The 13,323-nt window shown below is 40.2% G+C and carries 12 protein-coding genes; 11 read left to right on the plus strand and 1 reads right to left on the minus strand.

What is annotated here, in order from left to right:
• From HCN_RS02985 to HCN_RS03040, 11 genes are all read left to right on the plus strand, one after another.
• On the plus strand, positions 1-681 hold the full coding sequence (locus tag HCN_RS02985; RefSeq protein ID WP_002956275.1) for a molecular chaperone TorD family protein: 681 nt from the start codon (positions 1-3) through the stop codon (positions 679-681).
• A gap of 100 nt (positions 682-781) precedes the next feature.
• On the plus strand, positions 782-997 hold the full coding sequence (locus HCN_RS02990) for a twin-arginine translocation signal domain-containing protein (protein WP_002956276.1): 216 nt from the start codon (positions 782-784) through the stop codon (positions 995-997).
• A gap of 16 nt (positions 998-1,013) precedes the next feature.
• Positions 1,014-3,833: a molybdopterin-dependent oxidoreductase gene (locus tag HCN_RS03000; RefSeq protein WP_104717342.1), complete on the plus strand. Its 2,820-nt coding sequence runs from the start codon at positions 1,014-1,016 to the stop codon at positions 3,831-3,833.
• An 11-nt stretch (positions 3,834-3,844) separates the two neighbouring features.
• Positions 3,845-4,480: a formate dehydrogenase FDH3 subunit beta gene (fdh3B, locus tag HCN_RS03005; protein WP_014666500.1), complete on the plus strand. Its 636-nt coding sequence runs from the start codon at positions 3,845-3,847 to the stop codon at positions 4,478-4,480.
• A 17-nt stretch (positions 4,481-4,497) separates the two neighbouring features.
• The gene (locus HCN_RS03010) at positions 4,498-5,526 is read left to right on the plus strand and encodes a formate dehydrogenase subunit gamma (protein ID WP_014666501.1); all 1,029 of its coding nucleotides are present in this window, start codon (positions 4,498-4,500) and stop codon (positions 5,524-5,526) included.
• A 44-nt stretch (positions 5,527-5,570) separates the two neighbouring features.
• A complete protein-coding gene (gene fdhD, locus HCN_RS03015; protein ID WP_014666502.1) occupies positions 5,571-6,350 on the plus strand; it encodes a formate dehydrogenase accessory sulfurtransferase FdhD in 780 nt (259 codons plus the stop codon).
• Positions 6,351-6,460: 110 nt separating this feature from the next.
• Positions 6,461-7,879: a TolC family protein gene (locus HCN_RS03020; RefSeq protein ID WP_014667531.1), complete on the plus strand. Its 1,419-nt coding sequence runs from the start codon at positions 6,461-6,463 to the stop codon at positions 7,877-7,879.
• A gap of 36 nt (positions 7,880-7,915) precedes the next feature.
• Positions 7,916-8,614 (plus strand): efflux RND transporter periplasmic adaptor subunit, encoded by a 699-nt coding sequence (locus HCN_RS03025; RefSeq protein ID WP_014667532.1) that lies wholly within the window; start codon positions 7,916-7,918, stop codon positions 8,612-8,614.
• Positions 8,614-11,682 carry an efflux RND transporter permease subunit gene (locus tag HCN_RS03030; RefSeq protein WP_002956283.1) on the plus strand — a complete coding sequence of 1,023 codons (3,069 nt, stop codon included), beginning with the start codon at positions 8,614-8,616 and terminating at the stop codon, positions 11,680-11,682. Before HCN_RS03025 ends, HCN_RS03030 begins: the two co-directional genes overlap by 1 nt.
• A gap of 71 nt (positions 11,683-11,753) precedes the next feature.
• Positions 11,754-12,527 carry a M15 family metallopeptidase gene (locus HCN_RS03035; protein WP_002956284.1) on the plus strand — a complete coding sequence of 258 codons (774 nt, stop codon included), beginning with the start codon at positions 11,754-11,756 and terminating at the stop codon, positions 12,525-12,527.
• 181 nt (positions 12,528-12,708) lie between these two features.
• Entirely contained in the window at positions 12,709-12,912 is a 204-nt protein-coding gene (locus tag HCN_RS03040) for a hypothetical protein (protein WP_002956285.1), read from the plus strand.
• A 7-nt stretch (positions 12,913-12,919) separates the two neighbouring features.
• Here the strand turns inward: HCN_RS03040 and HCN_RS03045 are convergent, their stop codons facing one another.
• Positions 12,920-13,315, minus strand: a complete 396-nt coding sequence (locus HCN_RS03045) for a diacylglycerol kinase (RefSeq protein ID WP_002956286.1) — start codon at positions 13,313-13,315, stop codon at positions 12,920-12,922.
• Between the last annotated feature and the right edge of the window lie 8 nt (positions 13,316-13,323).

Raw genomic sequence — 13,323 nt, forward strand, 5'->3', positions numbered from 1 at the left:
ATGCCACAGAATAATGTAGAATCTTTAGCAAAAGCAAGAGCTTTATATTATGACTTTTTTGCTGGGTTGTTTTTGTATGAGTTATTAAGTGAGCGTGGCAGTGTGCTTTTAGAACAGATTAGAATCTTAAGGGAAAATAGCTTAAGTGAAAGCGATAAAGTGCATTTTGAGCTTTTGGAAAGTGAGATTATGCATAAAGGTATAAAAGGAATACTTGATGAATATACACGAACTTTTATTTTGCCTTTTGATACTCCTTTGCCTAATACGCCAATGCCTCAAAGAAAAAGGCGAGATTCTAATGAAATGGAATCTAATATACACTCCCAGAGTGTGGGGCATATAATGCTCTATCTCTCACATTATACTGAGGGCTGTTTAAATGGTAAATCCCTGCTAAAGGCACGAGGACTAACTAAGCAAAGCACCTTTAGACTTAATAGCAAAGAGTGTAAAGAGAGCGAGGAGCATTTGGGATTTTTACTCTTGCTTATGCGACATCTCTTGCTTTCAAATGATGAGAATGACAAAAGCTTAAGCATAGAGGTGGCAAATGAGCTTGTTTTACCTTTGGGCGAGTATGTAAGCAAAGCATTACAACAAAGGGAGGATTTAAGCTATTATGCGAGTATAGGAGAGTTGCTCAAAAGCTTTTTACAGGTGGAATCTGCTTTGCTGTAGGGGTAATGCTGTAAGAGTAATGGCGGTAGGCTGATTTGAGCTTTTAGTCTTAAAAGTTCAAATGGGTTTATCCCAAAAGTCAAAAAGCAAAGGAGGCTCTATGAGTAAAACGCAAGAAGACAATCAATCAAGGCGTAAGTTTTTGAAAACTGCTGGGATTGGTGGGGTTGTGGTTGCGATAGGCTCCCTTAGTTTGAATGGGTGTTCTGGAGAACACAAACAAAAAGAAGTCATCAAGGGTAAAAGCAAAAAGCAAGAGATTTTGTATCGTAGCGATACGCAGTATTGGCAGACATATTTTTCTGTTGCCAAATGACATATAAGGAGTGAAAATGAGCGAAGTGAATGAAAGACGCAATGCGAGACGCTCATTCCTTAAGCTTTCCGCATTGGCTTCTGTGGCTGGTGTGAGTAGTGCTTTTGGGAATGAGGGTGAGCGTGTCATTAGAAAGGCAAGTGAGGCGGAGCTAAAGGAGCGTTATCCTAACGCAAAGCGTGTGAAAACGATATGTACACACTGCTCTGTGGGCTGTGGGATTATCGCTGAAGTGCAAGATGGCGTGTGGGTGCGTCAAGAAGTCGCCCAAGATCACCCCATTTCACTTGGCGGACATTGCTGTAAGGGTGCGGATTTGATTGATAGGGCAAGAAGTGAGACGCGTTTGCGTTATCCACTTGAAAAAGTCAATGGTAAATGGGAACGCACAAATTGGGATAGTGCGATGGATAAAATCGCTTCAAAACTAAGCAAGATTCGTGAAGAAAGCGGACCTGATGCGGTAATGTGGATAGGAAGTGCAAAGCTCTCAAATGAACAAGCTTATTATTTGCGTAAGTTTTCTGCATTTTTTGGGACAAATAATCTAGATCACTGCAATCGCGTTTGACACTCCCCAACAGTCGCCGGTGTGGCGAATACATTTGGATTTGGTGGAATGTCAAACCATATTGCCGATATGATGTTTTCAAAATATATTTTCATCATCGGTGCAAATCCTGCGGTGAATCACCCTGTATCTATGGTGCATATTTTACGCGCTAAAGAGGCTGGAGCGAAAATTGTCGTTGTAGATCCGCATTTTAGTAAGACTGCGGCAAAGGCTGATGAATATCATAGAATCCGCAGTGGGACTGATATTGCCCTTGTGTATGGTATGCTTCATCATATTATTAAAAATGACTTGCACGATAAGAAATTCTTGCAAGAGCGGATTTATGGCTATGAGGAAATCATCAAGGAAGCGATGAAAATGACGCCTGAAGAGGCAAGTAATATTACTGGGATTCCCGCTGATACAATCCGTCATATTGCTGAAGATATGGCAAAGGCAAAGCCTGCAAGTCTCATTTGGAATCAAGGGCTAACACAGCACACAGTTGGCACAAGCAACACGCGGATTATGCCGATTTTACAAATGTTCTTGGGTAATATGGGTAAAAATGGTGGCGGTGTCAATATCTTACGCGGACACGATAATGTGCAGGGAAGTTCAGATATGGCAGCAAACCCTGATATCTTGCCCGGATATTATGCGTTAAATGAAGCGTCTTGGCGACATTTTGCAAAGCATTGGTATGTTGAATATGAATGGCTACTCTCACGCTTTAAAGATAAAAAGATGATGGAATCTAGCGGTTATGCACATTCTACTTGGAAGTTTGGTGTGCTAGAACCTGAAAATGCGGCAAACAATGGCGATACGATGTTGCGTGCGTTAGTGGTTATTGGCACAGGTATGACTTCTGTATCTTTGCTTGACTTGCAAAAAAAAGCAATGGATAAGCTAGAGCTTGTGGTGTTTATTGACCCCTATGTCAATGACTTGGCTATTTATAGCGATAGGGATAATGACTTATTCTTACTTCCAGCAGCTAGTCAAATGGAAAGCTCTGGTTCAGTAGCAGCGACAAATAGAAGCTATCAATGGCGTTCTAAGGTTATGGAGCCACTGTTTGAATGCAAGGAAGATCAAGAGATTCTCTTTGAGTTTGCTAAGCGATTTGGATTCTTAGAAGAGTATCAACGAAGTCTTTATGAGATTGCTAAAAAAGATGGGCGAAGTGAATTCATATGGCCAGAAGATGCGACAACAGAGCTAACGCAAAGTATCCGCAGTATCGGCTTACAAGGTATGAGTCCTAAAAGGCTAAAAGCACATCAAGAAAATTGGCATATGTTTGATAAGGTAACGCTGGAGGGTAAAGGTCCATTTAAGGGCGAATATTATGGATTGCCTTGGCCTTGCTGGAGTGATAAACACCCCGGAACACCGGTATTTTACAATGATAGTATTCCTGTTATGCGTGGTGGTATGGGCTTTAGGGTGAATTGGGGCGATACTTCTCCAGATGGGAAAAGTATGTTTTCAGCGCGTTCATTGCCCAGCTCTAAAATCGCCGGACATCCGCCTGTGAGTGCAGCAAATGCTGAATCTTTAGGCTTAAAATTAAGTGCCGAAGAGAAAAAGGCGGTTGAAGGTAGCACTTATGCTCTTGGCTTTGGTAATAATATTTTAGCTGAAAAAGCACTTGAAGCAGGACTTTGTCCTTATGGTAATGGAAGAGCTAGGGCGGTTGTGTGGAATTGGTATGATAAGATTCCATTGCATCGTGAGCCTATCCACTCTGTGCGTGGGGATTTGGTGGATAAATATCCTAACTTCCCAGATAAGCCAAATCATTTTAGGGCAAATATCAAATACCGCTCACGACAGATTGAAAAAGATTGGGTAAAAGAATTCCCTATCAATATGCTAAGTGGGCGTTTGGTCTCACATATGGGGACAGGGACGGAAACACGAAGCGCGAAGTATTTAGCTGAAGTGCATAGCGAAATGTTTGTTGAGATTCACCCTGATAAAGCCTTTGAACTAGATATCAAAGATGGCGATATGGTGTGGGTGTATGGCACAATGGATACTCGTGCGTTGATTAAGGCTAAACTCTCGTATCGCGTTGATGTCAATAGCGTGTGGATACCTCAAAATTTCTCTGGGCTTGATCAAGGTAAGAATCTGCTTGATAAGTATCCTGAAGGCACGGCTGCTTATGCTATTGGTGAATCTGCAAATATGATTTCAAGCTATGGATTTGACTATAACACAGCTTGTCCGGAGACAAAATGCGGATTATGCCGCATTGAGAAAGCGTAGGGAGGTAGGCGATGAGTGATACTTTATTAAAAATGGGCTTAAATGATCCCGGACACGCAAGAATCAAGTTTTATTGCGATGATAATCGCTGTATTGACTGCCACGGCTGTGATGTAGCGTGTAAGGAAGCTCACCACTTGCCTGTGGGGATTAATAGAAGACGCGTTGTAACGCTCAATGATGGGATTCAAGGTGCGGAAAAATCTATATCTATTGCTTGTATGCATTGTGCTGATGCACCTTGTGCAAAAGTCTGCCCGGTGGATTGCTTTTATATCCGTGCAGATGGAATTGTCTTGCACAATAAGAAAACCTGCATTGGCTGTGGATATTGCTTGTATGCTTGTCCTTTTGGCGCACCGCAATTCCCCAAATCTGATGTATTTGGCTCACGCGGCTCAATGGATAAATGCACATTCTGTGCTGGTGGTCCTGAAGAGACAAATAGTGAGGAAGAATATCGCTTGTATGGGCAAAATCGCATTGCAGAAGGCAAAGTCCCTGCGTGTGCGGCGATGTGCTCTACAAAGGCACTTTTAGCAGGTGGAAGCGATGATGTAAGTGCGATTATCCGTGAGCGTGCTTTGAAAAAAGGGCTAGATCCTGCAAGGACACCGCATACTTGGCAAAAAGCCTATGGTGATTAATCTATAAGGAGTGATGAATGAAACATATCTTTATAGTGTTGCTTGGGTGTGTATTATGTGTGCTTAGTGCGTATGGTGCGGGAGATTCAGTGAGTGTGAGTGAGCCAAAGGGTGCGATTACATTTAAGACAAATACTGACATTTATGGGACTGCACAAATTGAAGCCATTAAAAATTGGGGCTTAGGCACAAATACGGCTGGGGTGATAGAATCTAGTGTTGTTGAAGGTAAAGGCGGGAGTATAGAGCCACTCACTCACGGCGAAGATATTAGTGGGATTCGTGGCTGGAATGGTTTAGGAGAGCTTTTTACAATTCTGCAAGAGCAGTATTTTGCTCTTATCTTTTTGCTGATTGTGATTTTTGTGCCAATGGCGTTTTATGGGCACTATAAGATTGTTGGGAAGCGACACTATTCACACGATAGTTTTTTGGTTGTTTTTACAAAATACAATATTATCGTGCATTGGTGTGCGGCAGTGCCTTTTGTAATGCTCTGTCTCACAGGGCTTATGATGGTTTTTGGTGATAAGCTTGGTGGTGGTGCGTTGATACGCTTTGCACGAGATGTGCATGGGTTTGCTACTTTATTTTTTGCTGTGTTTGGGACATTGATGTTTTTGATGTGGGCGAAAGATTGTCTGTTTAAATCCTATGATATTAAGTGGATGATGATTTTAGGCGGTTATTTAGATAAGATTAATCGCGAAGTCCCCGCACATAAATTTAATGCCGGGCAAAAGATGTGGTTTTGGGTGGCTACACTTGGTGGAGGCGTGATGGTTTTCACCGGAGCAGTTATGTTCTTTCAATGCACGGATATTAATACCTTGCGACTTATGGCGATTTTGCATAATGTGCTTGGTTTTGCTGTCATTGCCCTTTTGATAACGCATATTTATATGGCAGTCTTTGCCATTGAAGGTGCTATGGAATCTATCATCAATGGCAAAATGGGTGAGGAAGAACTCTCTATGCTTCATAGCCTTTATTACAAAGATTTAAAGGCTCAAGGTAAGCTAGATTCTATGCGGTTTAAACATTAAGGGTTTGTGCCACAAAAAGAGTGTATGTTGCAAAAGGGCTTGTGTTGAAAAAAGTCGTGCATAAAATGCGTATGTTAAGAATCCATAGAGATGGCAGGGCGGAGACATTACAAGATGATGTCATTGAGGAGCAACGCATAGCCTTTTATCTTAATGGCACAAAGCTTTTATCGGTGATGAGTTTGCCTTATCACCAAGACGCTCATTTGGTAGGATTCTTGCTTAATGAGGGCGTGTTAGAATCTGTAAATGATATTGTCTCGCTTGAGATTGCCAAAGATGGCTTAAGTGTGTATATGCAAGCTAAGATTGAAGAATCTAAACTCACTCATCTCCATAAGGAAAAAACTTTAACAACAGGTTGCTGTGTGGGGGTGAGTGCGAATTTTGATGGTGAGATTGCACAGAAGTTTATCGCTTCAACAATGCGAGTGAGTGCGGATAGAATCTTTGAGTTGATTGACGAGTTTAATGCCCCAAGTGAGCTTTTTTCACAGACAGGCTGTGTGCATAAGGCTATGCTTGTGTGTGAAAAAACGCTTATATGCGAAGATGTGGGGCGACATAATGCCATTGATAAAGTCATTGGTATGGCAAGACTAAGTCATTTAAGTTTGCAAGATTCTATTTTAATAGTGAGCGGGAGGCTCTCAATGGAGATGGTGATAAAAGCGGCGATGAGTGATATTCCTATGGTGATTTCTCGTGCAGCTACAACGCATCTTGGCATTAAATCTGCTCAACTTTTAGGTGTCAGTCTTGTAGGCTTTGCTCGTGGTGATACGCTGAATCTTTACACACATACTTCACGCATTGTATGTTAGAACCCTCGGCGTTTTTACCTATTTTGTAAATAGTTGTATATACAACTATTTACAAAATTTGGCTAAAATCTCACTCCAAATTTTTATAATCATCACTTAGGAGTTATTGTATGATGAGAAAAAGTATAGTATGTATAGCATTTGTATTCGCTTCGCAGATGTTTGCGGAGATTCAAAATGACAATTTTGAATCTGAAAAAGTATATCGGTTTGAAGAGATTGAATCTACAAAAGATGATCTACAAATCCAAGGGAATAGTCAAGCCCCAACAAATAAAGGCGAGGCGGATAAGACTTCAGGGCGGCTTTTTACTTTAGCTGAATTATTAGAGGGGGCAAAGAAAAACTACAATCTTGAGGCTAAAGAATTGGCAATTTTACAAGCCCAAGCGGTAAATCGTGCGGCTTATGGGGAGTTTTTACCCACACTTGATGGGGCATATCAATACCAAGATACAGATAATCCAAGTATGCGTCTAAAAGCTCATACAAGCAGTGCCAAGGCGAATTGGGAGGTTTTCAGCGGATTTAAGACTTATAATAAAGTTCGTGAGAAAGGCTCCTTGTATCGTGCAAGTATTGAAGATAAGGAGCATACAAAAGATCAATTATTTTTAAATATCATTGAGCAGTATTATGGGTATTTTACCAACCGCGCACAGCTTTTAAGCCTTGAGCAGAAACGCACACAACTTGAATCTAATATTAAACGCGTGGAGCGTTTGTATAATACAGGGCTTACGACTATTGATGATGTAGAATCTTTGCGCGCAGAAGTCCTTGCCACAGAACACGAACTTGCTAATATTAAAATGGAGATTGAAAAAAATAAATTTATGCTTTCACTTTTATCAAATACTGAAGTAGAGGCACTAGAGCGTAAGACTATCAAAACGCCACTTTTTAAGCTTGATGAGAATAGGCACGATTTGAATATGCTGAATTTCCAAGCCCAAAGTGCTGAATATCAAGCAAGACAGATTAATTATTTACCGATTGTAAGCGTGAGTGATACCTATGTGATTAATAGTGATATTACTAAAAATGGCTCTCTTGCATTCAAGGACTTGCCACCGGGTATGAGTGCAAATGATATGCTTCCTATGATTCAGCGTTCATTCCCACTCAATCAAAATCAAATTATGATAAGTGCAACCATTCGTCTTGATGCCCTAACAATCTATCATCAAAATGAAGCAGCACGACTTGGCTATATGAAATCACTTAAAGAGCTTGCCTATAAAAAAGAAGAGCAGAAAAAAGATGAAAGAATGTATCGTAAAAGCCTAGAGATTGCCGTAGCAAAGATTAAGGCAAGTGAGGCAGCACTGCGTTCAGCAAATATTGCTTTTGACAATGTGGCTAAAAAATATGACGCACAGATTCTAAACTTTACGGATTATTTGCAGTCTTTGACAAAAAAGGTAGAGGCGGAGGCGACTTATAATCAGGCGTTAAATAACTATGAAATGCAAAAAGCATATTATATTTATTACAGCGGACAAGATTTGGCTCAACACATTGAATAAAATTGAGTAGTAAGCAACAAAAAAAAAGGAGAAAAGATGAGAAAGATTCTATTGGTGGGATTAATGTTATTATCGCATATGTATGCGGGTGAAGATATATATGCGATTTTTAATGCTGAAGCGATAAAAGATGCGAATTTGAATCTCGCAACGAGCGGGATTGTATCAAATATTTTAGTTGATGTGGGGAGTGAAGTAAAAAAAGGAGATTTACTTCTCACACTTTTTAACCAAGATATAGAATCTCAAGTGCGTTCAACAGAGCAGCAATATATCTTTGCTAAAAAACAATATGAACGATATCAAAGAAGTGGTGGAGCTGTGGATAGAAACACACTTGATAGGTATAAATCAGAATATAAAAAGCTTGAGGCGGACTATTCTTACCAAATGGCGATGTTAAGCAAAACGCAGCTTAAAGCCCCTTTTGATGGTGTAATCGCTTCTAAAGAGATTGAGCTAGGCGATGGTGTGAGTGCTAATAGCACAAAGCTTTTTAGGCTGATAACTAAAGATGTAAAGCTTGTGCTTGAGTTTGATTTTAAATATATTAGCAAGGTTAAGGTTGGCGATAGATTTGATTTCCGCATTGATGGGAGAAAAGAGGATTTGCATACAACTATTAGCAAAATTTATCCAACTGCCAGCACAAGCACACGCAAAGTCAAAGCTGAAGCCATAGTCCAAGGTGTGATTCCCGGGACATTTGGTGATGGCTATATAAGGACAAAATAATGTATAAGTTTGCCATTACTCGTCCCATTACAACTTTAATGTTTGCTTTTGCGATTTTGTTTTTTGGGTTTTTGGGTGTAAAAAAAATGCCAACTTCACTTTTCCCGGATATTGATTTTCCTGTGGCTGTGGTGATTACAAGTTATCCGGGAGCAAGTGCGGAGATTGTAGAGACAAAGGTAACTGATAAGATTGAAGAAGCGGTTATGGGGATTGATGGGATAAAAAAAGTAACTTCAAGCTCTGCAAGAAATGTAAGTATGGTTATTGTGCAGTTTGAGTTAGAAAAGCCCCTTGATAGTGCAGTGAATGATGTGCGAGATAAGGTGGGGTCTTTGCAGCTAGATTCTGGAGTAAAGACACCAAGTATCAATAAATTTGATAGCTCTTCTATGCCGATAGTTTCAATTTTTCTTACAAGTGATAAGGTGAGTTCAGCCGAGCTTATGCGACACGCTAAGGATAATGTTAAGCCATTATTGCAAAAAATATCTGGCGTTGGTGGCGTGGAGATGAGAGGGCATAGGGAGCGACAGATTAGAATCTTTGTAAGCCCAAGTATGCTAAATAAATATGGGTTAACTTACACAGATATTTCAAATAAAATAGGGCTAGAGAATCTTGAGATAGACGGCGGTAGGCTTATTGGTACATTGCAAGAGTGGGTGATTACCACAGATGCACAAAGCACGGATTTAAGCGATGTGGGGAATATCCGCGTGGCTGAAGGCATTAGATTGGGGGATATTGCAACTATTGAAGATGGGATTGAAGAAGATAAGACTTTTGCGTCTTTAAATAAAACGCCCGGTGTGATTTTTGAGGTGCAAAAAATTTCTGGGGCAAATGATATTGCCATTGCTGATGCGGTGATGAAAGTGCTGCCACAGATTGAAGCTATCAGCCCTGATTATGAAGTAAGGGCATTCAAAGATACGACACAAAATGTTCGTTCAGCCATTGCTTCTGTTGAATTTGATGTGCTTTTAGGGGTATTTTTGGCGGTGTTTGTTGTGTTTATCTTCTTAAGAAGTGGGACGATTACGCTTGTATCGGCTATCAGTATTCCTATTTCTATTTTTGGGACTTTTGCTTTGATGAATTTTTTTGGATTTTCACTCAATATGCTGACACTTCTTGCGGTGGCTCTTGCTATTGGGATTATCATTGATGATGCGATTGTTGTGATTGAGAATATCCATAAAAAGCTAGAATCTGGTATGCGTAAGCGTGAGGCAGCCTATGAGGGTGTGCGTGAGATTGGCTTTGCACTCATTGCCATTTCAGCTATGTTGCTTTCAGTATTTATCCCTGTGGGAAGTATGAGCGGAATTGTGGGGAGATTTTTCCAAAGCTTTGGGATAACCGTAGCCGCAGCTATTGGAATCTCATATATTGTTGTTATTACCATTATCCCTATGGTTTCTTCAATTGTGGTAAATCCCAAGTATTCAAGATTCTATTATCGCACAGAACCATTTTTTAAAGCACTTGATGGCTATTATGTCAAAACCCTTGCTTTTGTGTTGCGAAATAAGATTAAGGTGATTGTGGGCGTTATTGGCGTATTTTTCTTATCTATTATGCTACTAGCTAAGATTGGTATGGAGTTTATTATCCCTGATGATAAGAGTGAGTTTCAAGTCTTTTTGGAGACAAAGCCCGGTATTAGTATGAGTGCGATGAAAGAAAAAACAGGAATCTTGCAAGATATTGTTATGGCAAATGAGAATGTGGAATTTACTTCATTGCAAATTGGCTATACAAATGAAAAAAATATCTTTAAGGCTCAAATTTATGCGCGTTTAAAGCCTATTAAAGATCGGAAACTTTCGCAATTTGAAATTATGGCAGAGGTGGGCGAAAAGCTTAAAAGTAGTGAGTTGGCTAATGAGTTTGTCATCTCACTATCAGAAGTCTCCGATATGGGTGGAGGGGATAACTCCCCTTATCAAGTAGCTATTCTCGCACCAAGTGATGAAGCATTGCATAAGTCAAAAGATAATCTCATTGCATTGCTTAAAAATGACCCTACTCTTGCAGGAAAGGTAGATAATATCCATATCAATGCTGCGGATAACTTGCCTGAATATCGTTTGCGGGTGCTAAAGCAGAATGCTAGTCGCTATGGTGTGAGTGCAAAAGAGATTGGTAATGTCGTGCGAGGGGCATTCTCTGGGGAAGCGGCGATTGGGTATTATAAAGAGCGTGGGAAAGAGTATGATATTACTATACGCGTGCCTGATACAGATAGAATCTCCATTAATGATATTAAAAAACTGCAAGTGAAAAATGGCAATGGTGAGTTGATGTTTGTAGAGGGGCTTGTGGAGATAGAATCTACAACCGCTCCTTCAGTTATTACGCGTCTTGATAGGCAAAGATCGCTAACCGTGTATGCTTATCCTGTAAAGTATTCTGGAATCTCTTTGGGCGATATGATGAAAATTACCGCTCAAAAGCAGGGTGAGTGGCTTGAATCTGGAGCGACTTTTAGACTTCAAGGTGAAGCAGAAAACGCACAAGAAATGATGATAGCTTTTCTTGTAGCGGTTTTAACGGCTATTGTGCTTATTTATCTTATCCTTGCGGCGTTGTATGAGAGCTTTTTGCAGCCCATTGTTATTATGATGACCTTGCCTTTTAGCTTTTCTGGTGCATTTATCGCACTCTTTGTTGTGGGACAGCCTTTCAGTATGTTCTCGCTTATGGGGCTTATGATACTTATGGGGCTTGTTGGAAAAAATGCGACTTTACTCATTGATGTGGCAAATGAGAAAAGAAAAGAGGGGTATAGCACTGATGAAGCACTTATCCTTGCTGGAGAATCTCGGCTACGACCCATTTTGATGACAACGATTGCTATGGTGTTTGGAATGATACCTTTGGCTATTTCTGTTGGCTCGGGTGCTGGTATGAAGTCGCCTATGGGGATTTGTATTATTGGAGGGCTACTTTTCTCTATGTTTTTGAGTTTGCTTATCGTTCCTGCGTTGTATCGATTGCTTGTGCCAATTGATGATTGGTTGCAGAGATTCTATAAGCCTAAGGCGGAAGATAAGTTTTAACAAAAGGGTGTGATACAATATACAAAAACAAGTTATAATTGCGATATAAGCGTAGATTCTAGGGTGGGGATATGAAGCGAATAGCGTGTTTATGTGTATGTATGTGTGTATGGCTTAAAGCTCAAGAGATAGATGACAATCTCGCACAAGAGTGTGTAAAAAGGCATTACCCGCAGGTGGTGAGGATTGCCGATAATGAGGTGGTGCTTGAATCTGGGGCAAGATTTGTATGGAATGATGGCAGGGAGAAGGACTATGATGAGAAGATTCTCTCCCCCGATATGAATGATGTTTTTACCTATCCCTACCCACTCCAAGGCAATGTGCTGGATCGTAATAAAGATACTTCTAGGGTAAGGCATTTGGGATTTTACAAAGAGATTTATGGGCATTCAGCAGATGAGGTAAAAACTCATCTTGTAAAGTTACCGTGGTTTCCACATCGTTTTGAAAAAGGTTTTGTTGTTGTTACAACGCTTAATGGTGTAAGTGAGGCTTTTGCTCGTGTAATGCAAAGGCTTGAGAATATACCGCAGGCGTATTATCAGTTTTTGAGTGATCAAGATGCTTTTTATTGGCGTAATATCGCAGATTCTCCAAATCTCTCCCCCCATAGCTTTGGGATTGCCCTAGATATTAATACGCAGTTTTCAAAATATTGGCTGTGGGATAGAAAAGAACGCGATGAGTATAAGTATGAAAATCAGATTCCCCTAGAGATTGTTGAGGCTTTTGAGGTGGAGGGCTTTGTATGGGGTGGGCGATGGTGGCACTATGATACAATGCACTTTGAGTATCGCCCAGAAATTATTTGTTATGCGAGAAATTTTAAGTCAGTGCGGTAGAATCTGTGGTGTAAAACAATCTTATCACTTTAAGATTCTTATTTTGCTTTGGATTTGTGGTTAGTCATTAACTCAAGCGTAAGTTCGCTATTTTTTTGGTTTTTGATAAATATTAACTTTTGATTGCTCCCCCCCCCCCCTGTTAGAATGACTCTTTATTTTATAAAAAAGGAGTTAAGAAATGGATATTGCTGTAAGGTTGTTTATTGTAATATCGCCGATGGTTATTGGGGCGTTATTTATTAAAATGGGTAACTTTCCACTTGTGGAAGAAATTGTGTATAGCTTGTTTTTGTTGTATGGCTGGGTAACTTTTGTCTATGTCCTTAATGTTTTATGTGAGATTCGCAGTCTTAAGGTTATCTGTGATAATACTAAAAAATAAATAGAATCTACAACACAAACCGCATAAGTAGGTAGCTGCCCCACACAAACGCTACAAATAAACACGCCATAAGCTGAATGGCACTGCCCATATCCTTTGCTTTTTTGGCTAGAGGATGGATTTCAAGGCTTGTAAAGTCAATGGCATTTTCAATCGCGGAGTTAATAAGCTCTACAATCACAGAAAGCACACAAGGCAAAATTAGCAAAATCAGCTCCTGCCAACTCTGTGCGAGAAAAAAGGCAGCAATGCTTAGCACAAGCCCAACGCTAAAAACTTGCCTAAAGCCCTCTTCTTCTTTCCAAGCTGCCTTAATTCCATCAAGTGAGAAAAAAAAGGCGTTATATAAACGCTTGAAACCTGTTTTACCCTTTTTATCATTGCGTTGATAGTTGTTTTCCATTTTGCACC

Origin of the sequence: Helicobacter cinaedi PAGU611, assembly GCF_000284635.1 — a bacterium.
Taxonomy (GTDB): domain Bacteria; phylum Campylobacterota; class Campylobacteria; order Campylobacterales; family Helicobacteraceae; genus Helicobacter_C; species Helicobacter_C cinaedi.